Genomic DNA, 19,797 nt, shown 5'->3' on the forward strand with positions numbered 1-19,797 from the left:
TCGGATGATGAACTGCAACTTGGGCGACATTCTCCGCCATGCCCGGCGAGGTACATTGCGCGCCTTTCCCGCGAGCCGGCCGAATCGATGACCCCCACCCGCAACCAAGACCTGCTCACGCGCAGCCGCCGCGCGGTGTGGCACCCCTGCACGCAGATGAAGCACCATGAGTCGCAGCCGCTCGTGCCCATCGTGCGGGCCGAGGGCGCGTGGCTGTTCGATGCGGACGGAAACCGGATCCTCGACGCGGTGAGTTCGTGGTGGGTGAATCTCTTCGGGCATGGGCATCCGCACATCAAGGCGGCCTTGCATGATCAGGTCGAGACGCTGGACCACGTGATGCTGGCGGGCCTGACCCACGAGCCGGTGATCGAGCTCTCGGAGCGATTGTCCACCTGGACTGGTCTAGGCCACTCGTTCTACGGCAGCGACGGGGCGAGCGCCACGGAGATCGCGCTGAAGATGAGCGCGCATTCATGGCGCAACCTGGGGCGGCCCGGCAAGAACGGATTCGTGAGCCTGGCCCAGGGCTACCACGGCGAGACCGTGGGTGCGCTGGGCGTGACGGACATCCCGTTGTTCCGCACCGCGTACGGCCCCCTGGTGCGGCCGGCCGCGGTGGTGATGAGCCCCGATGCAAGACGAGCGGAACCCGGCGCCAGCGCGAAGGACCATGCCGAGCTCGCGGCGCGCGAGCTGGAAGCGTGGCTCGAGGCGCACCACGAGGAAACCGCAGCCATCATCCTGGAGCCCCTGGTCCAGTGCGCCGCCGGCATGGCCATGCACGACGCCCACTACCTGCGCCGCGTCCGCGCCCTGTGCGACCGCTTCGAGGTGCACCTCATCGCCGACGAGATTGCCACCGGCTTTGGCCGCACGGGCGAGCGCTTCGCCTGCGACGCGGCGGGCATCCGGCCGGACTTCATCTGCCTGTCCAAGGGCCTCACGGGCGGCACGCTGCCCTTGTCGGTGGTGCTCACCACCGACGCGGTGTACGACAGTTTCTACGACGACGACACCACACGCGGCTTCCTGCATTCGCACTCCTACACCGGCAATCCGCTGGCATGCCGCGCGGCGCTGGCCGCCACCGAACTGCTCGACGATGCGCAGATCGAGCGCAACCGCGCGACGGCGCAGGCGCTGAGCCGCGCTGCCCGCGTGCTGGACGAGCATCCACGCATCGCCCATGCCCGGCACCTGGGGATGATCTGGGCGTGGGACGTGCAGACCGACGACCCGACCTTCTCGCGCCGCTACCACCGCGCCGCATTGGCCGAGGGGCTGCTGCTTCGCCCCATCGGCCGCACGCTGTACTTCATGCCGCCCTATGTGATCGACGAGGAAGCCATCGAGCATCTCGTGAAGGGCGCGATGAGGGCACTCGACCGCACACTCGCGCAGTCGTCGGCGGCGCCAACGCAACCCACACAGGCACTCGCATGACCGCCTGGTTCGTCACCGGCACCGACACCGAAGTCGGCAAGACCCTGATCGCCGCGGCGCTGGTCCACCGGCTGCGCGAGCGCCATCCGCGAGTGGTGGGCATGAAGCCCATCGCCGCGGGCTCCATGCAGTTGCCTGACGGCTCGATCGGCAACGAAGACGTGGCCGCCTTGCGCGCAGCCAGCTCCGTCGACGTGCCGCCGAACCTGATGAACCCCTACCTGCTGAACGCACCGGTATCGCCGCACATCGCGGCGAAGAAAGAAGGCGTGCTCATCGACATCCGCCAGATCGTCGACGCCTTCCACGCACTGCAGGAACGCGCCGACGCGGTGATCGTCGAAGGCGCGGGCGGCTTTCGCGTGCCCATCACCGACACCATCGACGGTGCGGACCTCGCGCAGGCACTGGGGCTGCCCGTCATCCTCGTGGTCGGGCTGCGGCTGGGCTGCCTCAACCACGCGATGCTGAGCGCGGAGTCCATCCAGGCCCGCGGGCTGCGCCTTGCCGGCTGGGTCGCCAACCGCATCGCGCCCGACATGCCCGAACAAGCCGCCAACCTCGAATGGCTGGCTCGCCGGCTGGACGCGCCCTGCCTGGGCGACGTGCCCTGGCTGCCCACACCCGATGCCCGCGTGGCCGCGCAGCACCTGCGCCTGCCCGCCCCGCACTGAGAACGGAACACCCATGAGCTTCCTCGACACCTATGCCAACGAACTGGCCGCGCTCGACGCGGGCAAGCTGCTGCGAACGCGCCGCGTGGTCGACGCCGCCAAGGGCTCGCGCCTGCGCGTGGGCGGCCGCGACATGCTGGCCTTCTGCGGCAACGACTACCTCGGCCTGTCGCAACACCCTGCGCTGATCGAGGCCAGCCTGCGCGGCGCGCAGCGCTACGGCGTCGGCGCCACGGCCTCGCCGCTGGTATGCGGCCACAGCGCCTCGCACGAGGCGCTGGAGCAGGAGATCGCCAACTTCCTCGATCTGCCCCGCGCGCTCTATTTCTACGCCGGCTTCGCCACCAACGTGGGCATCGTGCCCGCGCTGGTCGGCCGCGGCGATGCCGTGTTCTGCGACGCGCTGAACCACGCCTGCCTGATCGACGGTGCCCGACTGTCGCGTGCCGAGATCAAGGTCTATCCACACAGCGACCTCGCCGCGCTGGAAAAACTGCTGGGTGAATCCACCGCGCAACGCAAGCTCATTGCCACCGACGCGGTCTTCAGCATGGACGGCGACGTGGGACCTCTGCGGGAACTGCTGTCGCTGGCCGAGCGCCATGACGCACTGCTGCTCATCGACGATGCCCACGGCTTCGGCGTGCTGGGGCCGGACGGCCGCGGCACCGCGGCGCACTTCAACCTGCGCTCGCCGAACCTGCTGGTGATGGGCACGATGAGCAAGGCCGCCGGCGGTGCAGGCGGTTTCGTCGCTGGGCACGAGACGATGATCGAGTGGCTGATGCAACGCACCCGCAGCTACATCTTCGCGACTGCCGCACCGGCGATGGTCACCGAGTCGCTGCGCGCGAGCTTGAAGCTCATCGAGACCGAAGACTGGCGGCGCGAACGCCTGCGTTCCCACACCGCTCGCCTGCGCAGCGCGATCGCCTTGCCTGCCGGCGCCGATGTCGACGCCCTGCCCCGCCTGCTGCCCTCGCCCACCGCCATCCAGCCGCTGATCGTCGGCGAGAACGGCGCCGCGCTGGACCTGATGGCCCACCTCTGGCGCGAAGGCCTGTGGGTGCCGGCCATCCGTCCGCCCACGGTGCCTCCGGGCACGGCGCGGCTGCGCATTTCGCTGTCAGCCGCGCACAGCGACGCAGACATCGATCAGCTGATCACGGCGCTGCGCGTGGTGAACCGCTGACGCACCTGACCGCCACGCAAGATCACTTCGCAGGCACGGACTGCGTCGCCTGCGACTCCGGCGTCGTCACCGGCCCCTTGCCGCTGAAGCGGTCCAGCGCCAGGTAGATCACCGGCGTGATGAACAGCGTGATCGCCTGCGAGAACACCAGGCCGCCCACCACCGCCAGGCCCAGCGGCTCGCGCAGCTCGGCGCCGGCGCCCAGGCCGAGCGCGATGGGCAAGGCGCCCATCAGGGCCGCCAGGGTGGTCATCATGATCGGCCGGAACCGCAGGATGCAGGCCTCGCGGATCGCATGCGTCGGGTCCATGCCCTGGCTGCGCTGCGCATCGAGCGCGAAATCGATCATCATGATCGCGTTCTTCTTCACGATGCCGATCAGCAGCAGGATGCCGATGGTCGCGATCAGCGTGAGGTCCTTGCCGGCGATCTCCAGCATCAGCAGCGCGCCCACCGCCGCCGACGGCAGGCCGGCGAGGATGGTGAGCGGGTGGATGTAGCTCTCGTACAGCACGCCCAGCAGCACGTAGATGACCAGCAGCGCCGCGATGATGAGGATGGCCTGGCTGCCCTGCGAGCTCTTGAACACCGCCGCGTCACCGCCGTAGGCCGCGATGATGGAATCGGGCATGTGCAGATCGGCACGCGCCTTGTCGATCTTGGCCGTGGCGTCGCCCAGCGCCGCACCCGGTGCGAGGTTGAAGGAGATGGTCACCGCCTGCAGCTGCCCCACGTGGTTGATCGACGTCGGTCCGACCGTGCGCTCCACCGTCGCGAAGCTCGACAAAGGCACCAGCGACCCGCTGGAGGAACGCACGTAGATGTTGTTGAACGCGCTCTCGTCCTGCTTGGCCTGCGGCGCCACTTCCATGATGACCTGGTAGCTGTCCACCGGCGTGTACATGGTAGACACCTGGCGTTCGCCAAAGGCGCTGAACAGCGCGCTGCGCACCGCGTCGATGGACACGCCCAGCGTGTTGGCACGGTCGCGGTCGATCTTCAGCGACGCCTGCAGGCCGCGCAGCTGCGAGTCGCTGGTCACGTCGCGGAAGATGTTGTCGCGGCGCATGGCGTCCTGCAGCTTGTTGGCCCAGTCGCTCAGCGCATCGGCCTGCACGCTTTGCAGGATGTACTGGAACTGCGCCTTGCTGGGGCGCCCGCCCAGCTGCAGGTTCTGGATGGGCCGCATGAACACGCTGATGCCCGGCACCTCGCGGAACTTCCGGCGCAGGCCTTCGATGACCTGCTTCATCTCCGGCCGCTCGGCTCGCGGCTTGAGGTTGACGAACATGCGCCCGGTGTTCTGCGCACCGCCGCCGCCGTTGAAGGAGCTCACGCTGAGCACCGCCGGATCGTCGCGCAGCACGGCGGCGACGCGGTCCTGCAGGCGGACCATCTCGGGGAATGACGTGTCCTCCGAAGCCTCGGTGGAGATCTGGATCTGCCCGATGTCCTCTTCCGGGAAGAAGCCCTTGGAGATGTTGACGAACATGAAGCCGGTGGCGACGAAGGTGGCCAGCGCCACCAGCAGCACGGCCACGCGGTGGCGCAGTGCCAGGTCCAGCGCGCGGGTGTAGCCGGCCAGGGTCTTGTCGAAGCCGCGCTCGAACAGGCGCACCAGTGCGCCGGGCTGCTTCTTGTGCGCTTCGTCGGTGAGGAAGCGGCTGGCCATCATCGGCACCAGCGTCAGCGAGACGAAGGCCGAGGCGACGATGGCCAGGGACACGATCCAGGCGAACTCGTGGAACAGCAGGCCGATGACGCCCGGCATGAAGAAGATGGGGATGAACACCGCGATCAGCGACGACGAGATCGAGATGATGGTGAAGCCCACTTCGCGCGAGCCCTGCAGTGCGGCCTGGAAAGGCGGCATGCCGTCTTCCACGTGCCGCATGATGTTCTCCAGCATCACGATGGCGTCGTCCACCACCAGACCCACGGCGAGCGTCAGGCCCAGCAGCGAGATGTTGTCCAGCGTGTAGCCGAAGGCCCACAGCAGGGCGATGGCGCCCACCAGCGACACCGGCAGCGACAGCGTGGGAATGACGGTGGCGATGAAGCGGCGCAGGAAGAGGAAGATCACCAGCACCACCAGCGCGACGGTGCCGAGCATCGTGAGCGTCACGTCGTGCAGCGACTCGCGGATGGACTTGGAGCGGTCGTTCACCGGATCCATGCGCACCGAGGCCGGCAGCTGCGCACGGAAGCCCGGCAGCGCGGCGCGCACGGCGTCCACCACCTTCACGGTGTTCGCATCCGGCTGGCGCAGGATGGCCAGGGTGATGGAGCTTTCACCGTTGAAGCTGGCGAAGGTCTTCACCGTCTCGAAGCTGTCTTCCACCTGCGCCACCTCACGCAGCCGCACCGGGTTGCCGTTGCGGCTGGCGACGATGAGGTCGGCGAATTCCTGGGCGTTGCGCAGTTGGCGGTTGGCCTGCAGCGTCAGCGTCTGCTTGGGGCCTTCCAGCGTGCCCACCGGCGTGTTGGCGTTGGCCGCGCGCAAGGCGTTCGTCAGCTCGTCCAGGCTGATGTTGCGCGCCGACAGCGCATCGGGCAGCACGCGCACGCGCACCGCGTAGCGCTTCTGGCCGAAGATGTTGACCTGTGCCACGCCATCCAGCGTGGACAGCGTGGGCGAGATGAGGTGCTCGGCGTAGTCGTTGAGGTCCGACAGGTTCAGCGACGGCGAGGTGAGCGCGATCAGCAGCACCGGCGCATCGGCCGGGTTGACTTTGCGGTAGGCCGGCGGCTGCGTCATGTCCTGCGGCAGCGACCGCTGGGCACGCAGCAGCGCGGCCTGCACGTCCACCGCGGCGGCGTCGATGTTGCGGCCTTCGTCGAACTCCAGGGTGATGGAGGTGTTGCCCAGCGTGTTGGTCGAGCTGATGACGCTGATGCCGGGAATGGTCTGGAACTGTTTCTCCAGCTGCAAGGCCACCGAGGTGGCCATGGTGTCGGGGCTGGCACCCGGCAGCGAGGCCGAGACGTTGATGACCGGCGTGTTGTAGCTGGGCAGTGCAGCCACCGGGATGCGCATGATGGCCAGGACACCCGCCACGACGAAGGCGGCATTGAGCAGCACCGTCATCACCGGACGGCGGATGAACAGTTCCGACAGGTTCATGACGTGCTCTTGGTCAAAGGCAGCACGGCGCGTGCCGAGTCGCTGGCTTCATGGGCGCTGACACCCGAAGCGGCCGCGCCGGAGCCGCCCGAGGCCGGAGCGGAGGCACCGCCACCGCGGCGACGGCCACCACCGGCTGCTCCGCTGGCGCCATCCGCCGGCCGCTCGATCACGCTGGCGCCGGGCCGCACGTTCTGGCGGCCGTCCACCACCACGCGCTCGCCGGCGCGCACGCCGGTGATCACCGCATCAGTGCCGGCGGCGTAGACCACCTCCACCGGACGCATCGCCACCTTGCCCTGGTCGACCACGAACACCACCCGGCCGCGCGCGCCCTGCACGATGCTGGCCTGCGGCACGACGATGGCGTCCTTGATCGTCTGCACGGCCAGCTTCACGACCACGAAGGCGCCGGGCCACAGCTTCTCGTCCTTGTTGTCGAACTGGGCCTTGACCTTCACGGTCCCCGAGCCGGCATCCACCGAGTTGTCGACGAAGGACAGCTTGCCGGTGATCGTGCCGCGTCCTTCGGGCAGCACGGCCGTGACACTGCCCGCGCCCGAGCGCATGGACTGCAACGCATCCTGCAGGTTGCGCTGGGGCAGGTTGAAGCTCACCGCGATGGGGTCGAGCTGGGTGATGGTGACCATGGCCGTCGCCGAGCTGGGCTGAACCAGCGTGCCCGGGAACACGTTGACCACGCCGGCACGACCGGCCCCGGTGGCGACGATGCGGTTGTAGGACAGCCCCACCTGCGCCGCCTTGAGCGCCGCACGGTCGGCTTCGACCGCGGCCTTCTGCGCATCGGCCAGCGTCTGGTTGGTGTCCACCGCCGTCTGCGAGACGAAGTTCTGGGCCAGCAGCTCCTTGCTGCGCACGAGCTGGCGCTGCGCGTCGGCCAGCGATGCCAGGTCTTTCTGGAGCTGGGCCTGGGCCTTGGCGACGTTGGTCTCGTCGGAGCGCGAGTCCAGCGTGAAGAGCAACTGGCCGGCCTTGATGAACTGGCCTTCCTTGAAGTGGACGGCGGTGACGGTGCTGCTGACCTGGGGCTTCACGTCCACGCTGTTGAGGGCGGCCACGGTGCCGGTGGCTTCCAGCTGCACGTCGAAGTCGCGCTTTTGCGCCACCACCGTGCTGACGCTGACCGGCGGTCCGCCGGCACCGGCGCCGGAGGCGGCCGAGGCGGGCGCCGAGGCTGACGAAGCACCGTCGCCCGAACCCTTGCCACATGCCGAGAGCATCGCCACACACACGAGGGCTGAACAGGCCCCCAACAGCTTGTTGTCCATGCGAGTCTTGGTTCTCTTTGTTGCGGCGCAAATGCCGCGGCGCCCATGATGCGCCCGGGGTGTTGCTGCCATGTTGCGCAAAACCCGGGGGTAACCAATTGTCGCGCCGGTCAGCGCGGCATTCGCCAGGAATTGCCGCTTTCCGGACGGCGGTTTCAGTGCTTGCCGGTGGACCCGAACCCGCCCTCGCCGCGCTCGGAGGCGCCGAACTCCGTCACCACCTGGAAGCTGGCCTGCACCACCGGCACGATCACCAGCTGCGCAATGCGCTCCAGGGGCTGCACCGTGAAGGCCGTGCTGCCGCGGTTCCAGCAGCTGACCATCAGCGGGCCCTGGTAGTCGGAGTCAATGAGGCCCACGAGGTTCCCGAGGACGATGCCGTGCTTGTGGCCCAGGCCCGAACGGGGAAGGATCATGGCGGCCAGCCCCGGGTCGCCGATGTGGATGGACAGGCCGGTGGGGATGAGCTGCGACTGGCCGGGTTCCAGCACCAGGGGCGCATCGAGGCAGGCGCGCAGGTCCAGGCCGGCACTGCCGGGGGTGGCGTAGGCCGGCATCTGGTCGGCCATGCGGGGGTCGAGGATCTTGACGTCGATTCGGGTCATGAATGGCTCAGGCGCTTGGAAATCTCTTCGATCAGTTGCCGCGCCAGCGTGCGCTTGTCGGCCTGCGGCAGCTCGCGGTGGCCCTGGACATCCACCAGCATCAGCGCGTTGTCGTCGCGCCCGAAGGTGGCAGGCCCCAGGTTGCCCACGATGAGCGGCACGTTCTTGCGCACCAGCTTCTCCTGCGCGTGCTTGAGCAGGTCGTGGCTCTCGGCGGCGAAGCCCACGCAATAGGGGCGGTTGGGCAGCTTCGCGACCGCAGCGAGGATGTCGGGGTTTTCAGTCAGCTCGAAGGTCGGCGCGACCTTGTTGCCGTCCTTCTTGATCTTGTGGTCGGACAGCGACGCTGGCCGCCAGTCGGCCACGGCCGCGGTGGCGACGAACACGTCATTCAAGGCCGCCGAAGGCAGCACCGCGTCGTACATCTGCTGGGCCGAGCGCACGTCGATGCGGCGCACGCCGCGCGGCGTGGGCAGGTGCACGGGGCCGGCCACCAGCGTCACGTCGGCACCCGCCTCCTGCGCGGCGCGGGCGATGGCAAAGCCCATCTTGCCGCTGGACAGGTTGGTGATGCCGCGCACCGGGTCGATGGCCTCGAAGGTCGGGCCCGCGGTGATCAGCATGCGCTTGCCGCGCAGCGTCTTGGGCTGGAAGAACGCGATCATCTCGTCGCGCAGTTCCTCGGGCTCCAGCATGCGGCCATCGCCGATCTCGCCGCAGGCCTGGTCGCCGGCACCGGGGCCGAGGATGGTGGTGCCATCGGCGATGAGCTGCTTCAGGTTGCGCTGCGTGGCAGGGTGCGCCCACATCTCGCGGTTCATGGCCGGCGCCACGAGCAGGGGGCAGGTACCGATGGGCCGCGCCAGGCACATCAGGCTGAGCAGGTCATCGGCCGCGCCATGCACCAGCCTGGCCAGGAAGTCGGCGCTGGCCGGCGCCACCAGCACCGCATCCGCCTCGCGGGTGAGGTTGATGTGCGCCATGCTGTTGGGCTCGCGCGCATCCCACTGGCTGGCGTAGACATTGCGGTTGGACAGCGCCTGCATCGTCACCGGGGTGATGAAGTGCTCGGCGGCCTCGGTCATCACCACCTGCACCGTCGCGCCGGCCTTGACCAGCTCGCGCGTGAGTTCGGCCGCCTTGTAGCAGGCGATGCCGCCCGACAGGCCCAGCACGATGTGCCGGCCGGCGAGGTCCAGGGGCGTGCTCACAAGGCTGTCCATGCGCGCTTGAGGTCCGAGAAGTTGATGAGCACGCGCACCGCCTTGCCGTAGATCTCTTCGTGCGGCGCGAAGCCCCACACCCGGGAGTCGGCGGAGTTGTCGCGGTTGTCGCCCAGCATCAGGTACCGCCCCTGGGGCACGGTGCATTCCCACAGGCCCGGCCGCTCGGTGGAGCAGTTGTCGCGCAACTCGGGAACGGCCATGTTCAGCGGCGCCGTCCCCTGGTAGAACGGGTGGATCTTCAGGGTGCGGGTCTTGCCCGCCGAGGTCTCGCGCACCAGCACCTGGCCGCGGTCCTCCGGCTCGGTGCCGTCGCCCAGCACCTGCACGTCGAAGGGCTCGCCGTTGACGCTGACCGCGCCGTCCTTGAACACCACCTTGTCGCCGGGCAGGCCCACCAGCCGCTTCACGTAGAACTGCGACACGTCGGGCGGGTAGCGGAACACCACCACGTCGCCACGCTGCGGCTTGCCCATCTCGATGGCGGTGTTGGTGAAGGGCAGGCGCGGGCCATAGGCCAGGTGGTTCACCAGCAGGTAGTCGCCCACCCGCAGGGTCGGCTCCATCGAGCCGGAGGGCACCTTGGGCCAGTCGGCCACCGCGATGCGGCAGGTGAACATCAGCGCCACCACCACGAAGAGCTCGGAACCGAAGGTGACCCACAGCGGCTTGCGCACAGGCGGCGCCGGCATGCGGCGCAGCTTGATGCGCCAGGCCAGCCAGCACAGCCCGGTGGCGAGCGAGATGAGGAAGAGGATTTCGTTGATCGAGAAGCCGATCTTCACGGATTGCATGTGGCGGACGACGGACAACCGGGGTGGCGCGATTATGTCCGTTCGCAGCCCTGCCCTCGCAAGGGCTACCGCGGCCGGGCAAGATGGCCAGAATCCAACAGTCCGGGGCCGAGATGACACGACACACGCCGCATTTCATCCAGACACACCGAAGCGATTCGCATGACGAACGGGAGGACGTCGTCGCCGGCCTCTCGCGCATGCCGGCGCAGGCCTCGCCCAAGCATTTCTACGACCGGCTGGGCTCGCACCTGTTCGATGCGATCACCGAACTGCCGGAGTACTACCCGACCCGCACCGAGGCGGCCATCTTCACGGCGCATGGGCAGGCCATGGCCGACGAGATCGGCCATGGGTCCACCTTCATCGACCTGGGCGCGGGCAACTGCGCGAAGGCGGCACGGCTGCTGCCCCTGCTGATGCCCTCGCGCTACGTGGCGGTGGACATCTCCGCGGACTACCTGCGCGATGCGCTGCGCAAGCTGCAGGGGGAGCATCCCGCCCTGGACATCCTCGGCCTCGGGCTGGACTTCTCGCGCTCGCCGGCGCTGCCCGAAGGCGTGCTGAGCGCCGCGGACCGGCCGGTGTTCTTCTACCCCGGCTCCAGCATCGGCAACTTCACGCCGGCCGAGGCCTCGTCGTTCCTGCACGGCATCCGTGCACAGGCCTCGGGCGGCGGGCTGCTCATCGGCGTGGACCTGGTCAAGCCGCGCGAGGTGCTGGAAGCCGCCTACGACGACGCGCTGGGCGTGACGGCGGCCTTCAACCTGAACCTGTTGCGCAACCTCAACCGCGCGGCCGGAACGGACTTCGACCCGCGCCAGTGGCGTCACCTGGCGTTCTTCAACCAGCGCGAGTCGCGCATCGAGATGCACCTGGAGGCCCGCGAGGCGCTGAGCGTGTCGTGGAGCACGGGCTCAAGGCGCTTCGAGCGCGGCGAGAAGCTGCACACCGAGAACTCGTACAAGTACACGGTGCCTTCGTTCACGCACGCCTTGGAGCGGGCCGGGTTCCGGTCCGTGAAGCACTGGGCGTCGGCAGATGGGTGGTTCGCGCTGTTCTGGGCGCGGGCCCAGGCTTGACGCCTGGCCCGCGACGCCGTCGCGCGACGATCAAGTCGTCGCCACGGCCACCGCTTCAGCCTTCGCCGCTCGCCTGCGCAGCACGACCGGCAGGGCGATCACCAGCACGCACAGCAGCAGCACCGAGGCCGACAGCGGGCGTTCGATGAACACCGACAGCTTGCCCTCGCCGATGGACATGGCGTTGCGGAACTGCGCCTCGGCCATGGGCCCGAGGATCATGCCCACGATCACCGGCGCGGTCGGGAAGTCGAAGCGCCGCATCAGCACGCCCATCAGGCCGATGCCGTAGAGCAGGTACAGGTCGAAGGCCGATTGCCGCATGCCGTACACGCCCACCGTGGCGAACACCAGGATGCCCGCATACAGCCAGTGGCGCGGGATCTTCAGCAGCTTCACCCACAGGCCCACCAGCGGCAGGTTGAGGATGAGCAGCATCACGTTGCCGATGTACAGCGAGGCGATCAGCGCCCACACCAGGGCGCTGGACGTCTGGAACAGCTGCGGCCCGGTGGTGATGCCGTAGTTCTGGAAGGCCGACAGCAAGATGGCCGCGGTGGTCGAGGTGGGAATGCCCAGCGTCAGCAGCGGCACCAGCACGCCCGCGGCCGTCGCGTTGTTGGCGGCCTCGGGGCCTGCCACGCCTTCGATCGCCCCCACCGTGCCGAACTCTTCCTTGTGCTTGGACAGCTTCTTCTCGGTCGCGTAGGACAGGAAGGTCGGGATCTCCGTGCCGCCCGCGGGCACCGTGCCGAAGGGGAAGCCGAGCAAGGTGCCGCGCAGCCACGCCGGCCACGAGCGCTTCCAGTCCTGGCGGGTCATGTACAGGCTGGTCATCTTGTTGGTGGTCTCGGCCACCCGGCCTTCGAAGAGGCCGAAGTACAGCGCCTCGCCCACCGCGAACAGGCCCACGGCCATCAGCGTCACTTCGATGCGGTCGACCAGCTCGGGAATGCCCAGCGTGTAGCGCGCCGTGCCCGAGATCTCGTCGATGCCGATCAGCCCGATTGCCAGGCCCAGCAGCAGCGAGGTCATGCCGCGCAGCACGCTGGAGCCCAGCACCGCCGACACGGTGATGAAGGCCAGCACCATCAGCGCGAAGTACTCGGGCGGGCCGAAGCGCAAGGCGACCTCCGCCAGCCACGGCGCGAACAGCGTCAGCAGCACGGTGGCGATGGTGCCGGCGAAGAACGAGCCGATCGCCGAGGTGGCCAGCGCCGCCCCTGCCCGGCCGTGCTTGGCCATGAGGTTGCCCTCCAGCGCGGTCACCATCGAGGCGGTCTCGCCCGGGGTGTTCAGCAGGATGGAGGTGGTCGAGCCGCCGTACATGGCACCGTAGTAGATGCCGGCGAACATGATCATCGAGGCGGTGGGTTCCACCTGCGAGGTCATGGGCAGCAGCATCGCCACGGTAAGCGCGGGGCCGATGCCCGGCAGCACGCCGACGGCCGTGCCGACCATGCAGCCCACGAAGGCCCACAGGAGGTTGATGGGCGTCGCCGCCGTGGCGAAGCCGTGCAGGAGCTGGGTCCAGATGTCCATGTCGTCGTCCTCAGATCCAGCCGCCGGTGATGAGCGCAGGCAGGCTCACGTGCAGCACCTTGGTGAACAGCCAGAACACGGGCGCGCTGATCGCGGCGCCGATGCCCAGGTCCTGCACCAGCATCACCAGCGTGGGCTTCTGGTCCGACCCGACGCGAAAGCCTCGCGCCGCGAGCGCGAACAGCACGGCGCAGGACCCGACGAAGCCGATGTGCTCGATGAGCGCGGCATTCAGGATGAGCCCGAGCGACACCCACGCCACCGCACGCCAGCGCGGCGGGAAATCCGGCACGCTCACCAGATCGTCCTTGGCGCGCAGCGCGCTGACGATGAGCAGCACGCCCACCAGCGCCATCGCGGCGGACACCACCCACGGCAGGAAGTTCGGGCCTGCGCCCGCATAGCCTGCATCCGACGGAATCTGCGTGGCCCCAACGGCCAACAGCATGGCGATGAGCACGATGCCCGCGCCGATACCCAGGAATCCCCGGTTCTTCATGTGTTTACTCCTATTGCCTCACGGCCCCGAAAGAAAAAACGCGGCGCGGCCTGGTCGGGCCGCGCCGCGTCGTCCCAGGGCCCCTCACGCCGCCGTCGGAACGGGGTTGATCACACCATGCCCAACTTGGCCATCAGAGCCCGGATGCGTGCATGGTCTTCGTCCACGAATTTCTCGAAGTCGGGGCCGGTCAGCAACGCAGGCGACCAGCTGTTCTTCTCCAGCGTTTCAGTCCAGCTCTTGGTCTTGGTGGCCTTCGTCACCGCGGCCTCGAGAGCCTTGCGCTGGTCAGGCGTGATGCCGGGCGCTGCGTACAGGCCGCGCCAGTTGCCGATCTCCACGTTCACGCCCTGCTCTTTCAGCGTGGGCACGTTCACGCCCTTCACGCGCTGCGGCGAGGTGATGGCGATCGCGCGCATCTTGCCGGTGGTGATGAACTCCTGGAGTTCGGCCCAGCCGCTGGTGCCCACGGTCACGTGGCCGCCCAGCACGGCCGCAGTGGCCTCGCCGCCGCCCTTGAAGGGCACGTAGTTGACCTTGGCCACGTCCACGCCGGCTTCACGGGCGATCATGGCCACGCTCAGGTGGTCGATGGAGCCCTTGGAGCCACCGCCCCACTTCACGCTGGCGGGGTCCTTCTTCATCTGCTCGACCACGTCGTGCATGGTCTTCAGCGGCGAGTTGGCCGGCACCACGAACACGTTGTACTCGGCCATCAGGCGCGCGACGGGGGTCGCGTTGGACAGGTTGATGGGCGGCTTGTTCTGCACGATGGCGCCCACCATCACGCCACCCACCACCACCATGGCGGTCGGGTCGCCCTTCGAAGAATTGACGAACTGCGCCAGACCGATGGTGCCGCCGGCGCCGCCCTTGTTCTCATAGGTGACGCTGCCGGCCAACCCTGCTTCCTGCATGGCCTTGCCAATGCCGCGTCCGGCCTGGTCGTAGCCGCCGCCGGGGTTGGCGCCGATCATGATCTTGTAGTTCTCTGCGGCCTGCGCGTTGAACGAAAACGCGGCCAGCACGAGGGGAAGTGCGAGTGCCTTGAGCGCGAGTCGACGCATCGAGTTGTCTCCTGTGTTTCGGAAGGGATGAGGCATGGTGCCGCGCGATGAATGATCAAGGCTTCGGGGCAACCCGCAGCCCCGCGGTCGAAGCTGTCAACGGGCTGTCAAAGGCTATCGCCACGGCTGTCAGGTGCCTGTCAGGCTCGCGCGACCGGGGCAAGACCCCCATGCCATGGGCTTCGCGCAGGGGGCACACTGCGTGCCCATGAAACTGCTGCTGGTGGAAGACGACGTGGCAATGGCGCAAGCGCTCCAGCTCGCGCTGGAACGCCGTGGCTTCGAGGTGACGCATTGCGGCGATGGCGGCGAGGCGCTGCAGCGCCTGCGGCACTACCCGCCCGATGCAGCCTTGCTGGACCTCACCCTGCCCGGCATGGACGGGCTCCAGGTGCTGCACAAGGCGCGCACCGAAGGCATCGCGGTGCCCATCCTCGTGCTGACCGCACGCGGCGCGGTGGGCGACCGTGTGCTGGGCCTCAACGCCGGCGCGGATGACTACCTCGCCAAGCCCTTCGATCTCGATGAGCTTGAAGCTCGCGTGCGCGCCCTGCTGCGCCGCCGTGCGGGACGTGACGACGAGACGAACCAGTCCTGCGGCCCGCTCACGCTGGAGCGCGACTCCGGCGCGTTCTACCTGGGCGGCAAGCCGCTGGAGGTCACGCCGCGCGAGCAGGCCTTGCTGAAGGCGCTGATCGCCAAGCCTGGCCATGCGGTCGCCAAGGAAAAGCTGTTCCGCCTGGTGTTCCCGATGGAGCAGGACATCCAGTTCGAGGCGGTGGAGGTCGTGGCCTACCGCCTGCGCAAGAAGCTGGCGGGCTCGGGCGTGTCGCTCATCACGCTGCGCGGCCTGGGCTACCTGCTGCGCGAAGACACCAAGGCTTGAGGGCGCGGATGCCATCGAACGGCACACGGCGCTCGCATTCGCTGGCGCGCTATCTGCTCGCAGGCATCGTGCTGCCCATCACGCTGTTCGTGGCCGTCGATGCGGTGGGCAGCTACCGGCGTGCGCTGCACTCCATCAACATCGCCTACGACCGATCTCTGCTGGCCTCGGCGCGCTACATCGGCGAGCTGCTCCAGGCCGACGGCGAGACGCTGAAGGTGGACCTGCCCTTCGCCGCGCTGGACATCTTCGATGCCGCCAACAACGGCCGCATGTACTACCGCATCAGCGGCTTCAAGGGCGAGTTCCTCTCGGGCTACGAAGACCTGCCCGCCTACACGCGGCAAATGCCGCAGCGAAACGAATACGCCGCGCTCGTGGACTTCTACGACGGCGAGTTCCGCGGCGAGCGGGTGCGCATGGCCGCGCTCTACCAGCCGGTGTCAGGCCAGAGCCTGCGCGGCGTGGCGCTGATCCAGGTGGCCGAGACGCTGGAGGTGCGAGAGACGCTGGCGCGCGGACTGCTGCTGGACACCTTGCTGCGCGGCGCGCTGCTCATTGCCATCGTGGGCGGCGTGGCCTGGCTGGTGGTCGCGCGTGCGTTGCGCCCGGTGAACGACCTGCGCCGCGAAGTGCTGCAACGCGGCGAGCGCGACCTGTCGCCCGTGACCACACCGGGCCTGCCCACCGAGCTGCATCCGGTCGTGGGCGCCATCAACGAGCTGATGCAGCGCGTGCTGCGCATGGTGGGCCACCAGCGCCAGTTCGTGCGCGACGCCTCGCACCAGTTGCGCACGCCGCTGGCTGTGCTGAAGGCACAGGCACAAAACGGCTTGTCGGGCCATGCGGATGCACGCGCCACGCTGGCGCAGATGCACGAGACGGTGGACCGCGCCATCCGCCTGGCCAACCAGATGCTGGCGCTCGCGAAGGTCGAGCAGGTTCACGGGCAGGACGCGCCGGCACCGGTGGACCTCAGCGAGATCGCGCGCGAGGTCGCGCTGGACCTGTCGCCGCTCATCGGAGAGAAGGCCCTGGACTTCGAGCTGCATGCCGACTCACCGGTGATGGTGCTAGGCCATGAGTGGATGCTTCGCGAGCTCACGCGCAACCTGCTGCACAACGCCTTGCGCGAGACACCCGAACATGGCGCCCTGAGCATCCTGGTGGCCGAAGAGGCGCACGATGCGCTGCTGCGCGTTCGCGACAGCGGGCCGGGCCTGAGCGAGACACAGCGCGAGCACCTGTTCGAGCCGTTCCGCACCGGCCATCCCACCACCGGCAGCGGACTCGGACTTGCAATCTGCCGCGATGTCTGCGACCGGCACGGCGGAAGCATCGAGCTCGTGAACCGGCACGAACAAGGCCGCGTGGGCGGGCTCGATGCAATCGTCCGCTTGCCGCTGGCCGCTACAAAAAGTGGAGCATGACAAACGCGGGCGTGTCGTGTTGAACGGCAATCGACGTGCCCGCGATGACTTGTTAACAACTGATGACCACTGCAACGAGAACAGCATGCTTGCATGGTCAACGACGAAGGTCAGCGCCCGTTGTGGATGCACGGCCGACAAACCGGTCGCGCATTTCCCAACTACTGAAGCAGGACCGTATGAACAAATTGCTCGCCACCCTGATCGCTGGTTTCTTTGCCTCCGTGGCCATGGCACAGACCGCCGCGCCCGCGGCATCGAGCCCCGCGGTGGTCAAGGCTGAAGCCAAGGCCGAGAAGGCCACCGCCGATGCCAAGGCCAAGGAAGCCAAGGTCGACGCGAAGGCGGATGCCAAGGTGACGAAGGCCGATGCCAAGGCCACCGAAACCAAGGCGGATGCAAAGGCCGATGCGTCGAAGAAAAAGGCCAAGGCGCATGAAAAGGTTGCGAAGGCCGATGCCGACGACAAGGTGAAGGCCGAAGCCAAGGCCGAGAAGACCGACGCGCAGGCCGACGAGAAGGCCGCCAAGAAGAGCATCAAGGCCGACAAGAAGGTCGCGAAGACCAAGGTCGAAGCTGGTGCCGACAAGGCCGAAGCGAAGGCCAAGACCGATGCAGTCAAGGCCGAAGGCCAGGCGGATGTGAAGGCCGCGACTGGGAAGTAAGCCTTTCTTGTTGCACGTGTGAAGGGCCAGGCATTGAATGCCTGGCCCTTCTGCTTTTGTGCTGCTGATTCGGTGGGGCAAAGGCGTGGGTGGGCTGGCTGGGGCGCGCGGCGGAAGCGGTCGGCGCGTTGCGCCGACTTCGCTGCGGTGCTCGGGCTTGTGGTCCGGCGAGAAACTCGCTTCAGGCCCCTTCGGTGCCTTACGCTCAAACAGTCTCGCCGAGTATGAGGACGAAGCGCGCTGCGCGCGCGACCACAAGCCCTGCGCTCCTCGCCGCTTCCTGATGCGCGCCCCAGCCAGCCCACCCACGCCTTTGCTATTGCGGCACTGGGTTTTCTCGTCGAGCCAACCTCACGTCACTTGAGCGGCAGGCGGCATGGGCCAGGGGCTGCGTCTGTGGCGGCGAGCAGCGCAGCACCGAGGGGTGGCGTGCGCAGCACGCTTCGTCCTCATACTCACGGGGACTGTTTGACCACAGCGCACCGCAGGGGCGCGGCGGGAGTTTCCCCGTGCACCCCTCGGTGCGAGCAGCACAGCGCAGTCGGCGCTCCGCGCCGACCGCCACAGCCGCAGCCCCTGGCCCATGCCGCCTGCCGCGGAACCACCCGACGGAGGCAAAAAGCACACAGCCGCCCAAAAGAAAACAGCCGAGGGGCCAAACGGCCACCCGGCTGCATTCAGAGGGCGAAAGGAAGAAGCTCAGTCACCCACCAGCTGCACCGCATCGACTTCCTTGTACCCAGTGTGCACATTGTTGGCGATGGTGAACTTGACGGCCTTCACCTTGTATGGCGTCTTGTCGAAGGTCTTCACGAACCAGGTCCGGTCACCACGGTTGTCTTCCTTCTGGTCGGACAAGCCCGACCACACCGTGACCCACTTGCCGTCGGTGTCCTGCAGTTCAAGCTTGGTCACGGCATCCACGCCATTGCCGTGGGAAAAGACGATGCGCACTTCGGTCGCCGAGACCGGCTTCGCATACGTCGTCTCCAGCCAGTCAAAACCGATGTCCTGGTTGTTGTTGGTCCAGACCTTGTTGTCCACCGGCCCGAGCACCCGCTTGACCTTGCCGCCATCTTCCGGCGGGTTCTTCGGGTCTTCGCTGAACGACGAACTCGCCTTCGCGTCAGAGGCCCACTGCCCGCGGGGATCGTTGATGTACTTGTCCTCCATGGTCGCGAAGTCCAGGGCCTTCTGCTTGGACTCCTTCTCGCGCTGTTCCTTGGACTTGGCAGCGGGGTCATCCGCCGGCGCAGGAGCCGGGGTCGGTGCCGGAGCAGGTGCCGTCGCCGTGGGCGCCGGCGCGGCGGCCGTTTCTTCCTTGTGCTTCTTGCCGCAGGCCGTGAGTGCGACGGTGGAGACGATGAGTGCGGCCAGGGACAGGTGTTTCATGACGGCAGGCTGACGAAATTCAAAACCGCGGATGATGCCAGCGCAATGTTTCTGGATGACACCCAAACTAGGGGGAAGCCTTGCGGTTATCGCGCGAGCTGCTGTAACCAGTGGTCAGCGAAGCCAGCCAGGTCCTGGTGAATGGATCGGGCGAGCCTGAGGTCTTCGCCGGCGTTCGGGCTGCCGTTGGGCGCTCGGGTGACGAGTGCCAGATGCACTTCTGGCGGCATGCCGCGCAGGTAAGGGAGGTAGTCGTCCACGAAGGCCAAAGGGCGCAAGGCCTCGATGGCGTCGGCCTTCGGGCTGCGTGTGCCGGACGCATTGCCGGTGGCATGCACCCGTTCGATGGGAAAGCCCAGTTCGCGCAGGTTGCGCAATCGGGCGGCTTCGTGACGCGCTTCGAGGGCCGAGACGCACACCAGGTCGAAGCCGGCTTCCTGGAGGCGATGGCAGGCCTCGACGGCCCCGTCCATGGCTGGCAGCGTGGACCAGAACTGCTCGTCGAAATGACGGCCGAAATGGGTCAGGCGTTCGCCTTCCAGCCGTTCGACCTGCCAGCGGTCCATGGGCCAGTAGGCCTGGGGGTCGCGTTCGGCCGGAAACTGGCCGAACGCGCGTTGCCACGCATGCGCGTAGCCGACGTGGAAGTCGACGAGCACGCCGTCGGCATCCAAAGCGATGAGGGGTCGGGACATGGTCCCGACTGTATCGTCCAAGATGCGCCCAGGGCTTTCGCCCGGGCGACACCTTGTCACGCCAACAGCATCAGAACCAGATCTCGACCTGAGCGCCGTAGCTGGTGCCGCTGGTCTTGCCGTCGCCGTTGCCGGTGAGGCCGCCGGCGCCCGCTGCCGCGTTGGCCGCGTCGTTCCACTTGGCGCTGGTCA

17 protein-coding genes are annotated in these 19,797 nt (G+C 67.8%); 7 read left to right on the forward strand and 10 right to left on the reverse strand.

What is annotated here, in order from left to right; all coding sequences use genetic code 11:
- The first annotated feature begins 87 nt into the window (after positions 1-87).
- From bioA to bioF, 3 genes are read left to right on the forward strand one after another with little or no spacing between them, the layout of a single operon-like run.
- Positions 88-1,446, forward strand: a complete 1,359-nt coding sequence (gene bioA, locus DZC73_RS17525; protein WP_124541632.1) for an adenosylmethionine--8-amino-7-oxononanoate transaminase — start codon at positions 88-90, stop codon at positions 1,444-1,446.
- Positions 1,443-2,120, forward strand: coding sequence for a dethiobiotin synthase (gene bioD / locus DZC73_RS17530; protein ID WP_124541633.1), 678 nt, complete (start codon positions 1,443-1,445; stop codon positions 2,118-2,120). Before bioA ends, bioD begins: the two co-directional genes overlap by 4 nt.
- A 13-nt stretch (positions 2,121-2,133) precedes the next feature.
- Positions 2,134-3,312: an 8-amino-7-oxononanoate synthase gene (gene bioF / locus DZC73_RS17535; RefSeq protein WP_124541634.1), complete on the forward strand. Its 1,179-nt coding sequence runs from the start codon at positions 2,134-2,136 to the stop codon at positions 3,310-3,312.
- A 22-nt stretch (positions 3,313-3,334) separates the two neighbouring features.
- Here the strand turns inward: bioF and DZC73_RS17540 are convergent, their stop codons facing one another.
- The 5 genes from DZC73_RS17540 to lepB all read right to left on the reverse strand — a co-directional run bounded on the left by DZC73_RS17540 (position 3,335) and on the right by lepB (position 10,347).
- Positions 3,335-6,436 (reverse strand): efflux RND transporter permease subunit, encoded by a 3,102-nt coding sequence (locus DZC73_RS17540; protein WP_124541635.1) that lies wholly within the window; start codon positions 6,434-6,436, stop codon positions 3,335-3,337.
- A complete protein-coding gene (locus DZC73_RS17545; protein ID WP_161974627.1) occupies positions 6,433-7,725 on the reverse strand; it encodes an efflux RND transporter periplasmic adaptor subunit in 1,293 nt (430 codons plus the stop codon). Before DZC73_RS17545 ends, DZC73_RS17540 begins: the two co-directional genes overlap by 4 nt.
- Positions 7,726-7,880: 155 nt before the next feature.
- The gene (gene dut / locus DZC73_RS17550; RefSeq protein ID WP_124541637.1) at positions 7,881-8,330 is read right to left on the reverse strand and encodes a dUTP diphosphatase; all 450 of its coding nucleotides are present in this window, start codon (positions 8,328-8,330) and stop codon (positions 7,881-7,883) included.
- Positions 8,327-9,553 (reverse strand): bifunctional phosphopantothenoylcysteine decarboxylase/phosphopantothenate--cysteine ligase CoaBC, encoded by a 1,227-nt coding sequence (coaBC, locus tag DZC73_RS17555; protein ID WP_198414873.1) that lies wholly within the window; start codon positions 9,551-9,553, stop codon positions 8,327-8,329. The genes dut and coaBC overlap by 4 nt, the downstream gene beginning before the upstream one ends.
- On the reverse strand, positions 9,538-10,347 hold the full coding sequence (gene lepB / locus DZC73_RS17560) for a signal peptidase I (protein ID WP_124541638.1): 810 nt from the start codon (positions 10,345-10,347) through the stop codon (positions 9,538-9,540). Before lepB ends, coaBC begins: the two co-directional genes overlap by 16 nt.
- Before the next feature lie 113 nt (positions 10,348-10,460).
- Between lepB and egtD the strand changes: the two genes are divergently transcribed.
- Positions 10,461-11,429 carry an L-histidine N(alpha)-methyltransferase gene (gene egtD, locus DZC73_RS17565; RefSeq protein ID WP_124541639.1) on the forward strand — a complete coding sequence of 323 codons (969 nt, stop codon included), beginning with the start codon at positions 10,461-10,463 and terminating at the stop codon, positions 11,427-11,429.
- A gap of 30 nt (positions 11,430-11,459) precedes the next feature.
- Here the strand turns inward: egtD and DZC73_RS17570 are convergent, their stop codons facing one another.
- The 3 genes from DZC73_RS17570 to DZC73_RS17580 form a co-directional block, all read right to left on the reverse strand.
- The gene (locus DZC73_RS17570; RefSeq protein WP_124541640.1) at positions 11,460-12,971 is read right to left on the reverse strand and encodes a tripartite tricarboxylate transporter permease; all 1,512 of its coding nucleotides are present in this window, start codon (positions 12,969-12,971) and stop codon (positions 11,460-11,462) included.
- Between the two features lie 10 nt (positions 12,972-12,981).
- Positions 12,982-13,470, reverse strand: a complete 489-nt coding sequence (locus DZC73_RS17575) for a tripartite tricarboxylate transporter TctB family protein (RefSeq protein ID WP_124541641.1) — start codon at positions 13,468-13,470, stop codon at positions 12,982-12,984.
- Between the two features lie 110 nt (positions 13,471-13,580).
- Positions 13,581-14,537, reverse strand: coding sequence for a Bug family tripartite tricarboxylate transporter substrate binding protein (locus DZC73_RS17580; protein ID WP_124541642.1), 957 nt, complete (start codon positions 14,535-14,537; stop codon positions 13,581-13,583).
- Positions 14,538-14,745: 208 nt separating this feature from the next.
- Here DZC73_RS17580 and DZC73_RS17585 point away from each other — a divergent pair, with 208 nt between their 5' ends.
- The 3 genes from DZC73_RS17585 to DZC73_RS17595 all read left to right on the forward strand — a co-directional run bounded on the left by DZC73_RS17585 (position 14,746) and on the right by DZC73_RS17595 (position 17,518).
- Positions 14,746-15,423: a response regulator transcription factor gene (locus tag DZC73_RS17585; protein WP_124541643.1), complete on the forward strand. Its 678-nt coding sequence runs from the start codon at positions 14,746-14,748 to the stop codon at positions 15,421-15,423.
- Between the two features lie 8 nt (positions 15,424-15,431).
- Complete coding sequence (locus DZC73_RS17590) at positions 15,432-16,853, forward strand: sensor histidine kinase (protein ID WP_124541644.1); 1,422 nt, start codon at positions 15,432-15,434, stop codon at positions 16,851-16,853.
- Between the two features lie 179 nt (positions 16,854-17,032).
- On the forward strand, positions 17,033-17,518 hold the full coding sequence (locus DZC73_RS17595) for a hypothetical protein (RefSeq protein WP_124541645.1): 486 nt from the start codon (positions 17,033-17,035) through the stop codon (positions 17,516-17,518).
- A gap of 699 nt (positions 17,519-18,217) precedes the next feature.
- Here DZC73_RS17595 and DZC73_RS17600 read toward each other — a convergent pair.
- Entirely contained in the window at positions 18,218-18,910 is a 693-nt protein-coding gene (locus DZC73_RS17600; protein WP_124541646.1) for a hypothetical protein, read from the reverse strand.
- 86 nt (positions 18,911-18,996) lie between these two features.
- Positions 18,997-19,605 carry an HAD family hydrolase gene (locus tag DZC73_RS17605; protein ID WP_124541647.1) on the reverse strand — a complete coding sequence of 203 codons (609 nt, stop codon included), beginning with the start codon at positions 19,603-19,605 and terminating at the stop codon, positions 18,997-18,999.
- Positions 19,606-19,797 lie beyond the last annotated feature (192 nt).

The organism is Rhizobacter terrae (assembly GCF_003852895.1).
Lineage (GTDB): Bacteria > Pseudomonadota > Gammaproteobacteria > Burkholderiales > Burkholderiaceae_C > Albitalea > Albitalea terrae.

Bases quoted from the DNA above. Each gene is read 5' to 3' on its own strand.
- bioA (WP_124541632.1), top strand. From the start codon at position 88: ATGACCCCCACCCGCAACCAAGACCTGCTCACGCGCAGCCGCCGCGCG.
- bioD (WP_124541633.1), top strand. From the start codon at position 1,443: ATGACCGCCTGGTTCGTCACCGGCACCGACACCGAAGTCGGCAAGACC.
- bioF (WP_124541634.1), top strand. From the start codon at position 2,134: ATGAGCTTCCTCGACACCTATGCCAACGAACTGGCCGCGCTCGACGCG.
- DZC73_RS17540 (WP_124541635.1), bottom strand. From the start codon at position 6,436: ATGAACCTGTCGGAACTGTTCATCCGCCGTCCGGTGATGACGGTGCTG.
- DZC73_RS17545 (WP_161974627.1), bottom strand. From the start codon at position 7,725: ATGGACAACAAGCTGTTGGGGGCCTGTTCAGCCCTCGTGTGTGTGGCG.
- dut (WP_124541637.1), bottom strand. From the start codon at position 8,330: ATGACCCGAATCGACGTCAAGATCCTCGACCCCCGCATGGCCGACCAG.
- coaBC (WP_198414873.1), bottom strand. From the start codon at position 9,553: ATGGACAGCCTTGTGAGCACGCCCCTGGACCTCGCCGGCCGGCACATC.
- lepB (WP_124541638.1), bottom strand. From the start codon at position 10,347: ATGCAATCCGTGAAGATCGGCTTCTCGATCAACGAAATCCTCTTCCTC.
- egtD (WP_124541639.1), top strand. From the start codon at position 10,461: ATGACACGACACACGCCGCATTTCATCCAGACACACCGAAGCGATTCG.
- DZC73_RS17570 (WP_124541640.1), bottom strand. From the start codon at position 12,971: ATGGACATCTGGACCCAGCTCCTGCACGGCTTCGCCACGGCGGCGACG.
- DZC73_RS17575 (WP_124541641.1), bottom strand. From the start codon at position 13,470: ATGAAGAACCGGGGATTCCTGGGTATCGGCGCGGGCATCGTGCTCATC.
- DZC73_RS17580 (WP_124541642.1), bottom strand. From the start codon at position 14,537: ATGCGTCGACTCGCGCTCAAGGCACTCGCACTTCCCCTCGTGCTGGCC.
- DZC73_RS17585 (WP_124541643.1), top strand. From the start codon at position 14,746: ATGAAACTGCTGCTGGTGGAAGACGACGTGGCAATGGCGCAAGCGCTC.
- DZC73_RS17590 (WP_124541644.1), top strand. From the start codon at position 15,432: ATGCCATCGAACGGCACACGGCGCTCGCATTCGCTGGCGCGCTATCTG.
- DZC73_RS17595 (WP_124541645.1), top strand. From the start codon at position 17,033: ATGAACAAATTGCTCGCCACCCTGATCGCTGGTTTCTTTGCCTCCGTG.
- DZC73_RS17600 (WP_124541646.1), bottom strand. From the start codon at position 18,910: ATGAAACACCTGTCCCTGGCCGCACTCATCGTCTCCACCGTCGCACTC.
- DZC73_RS17605 (WP_124541647.1), bottom strand. From the start codon at position 19,605: ATGTCCCGACCCCTCATCGCTTTGGATGCCGACGGCGTGCTCGTCGAC.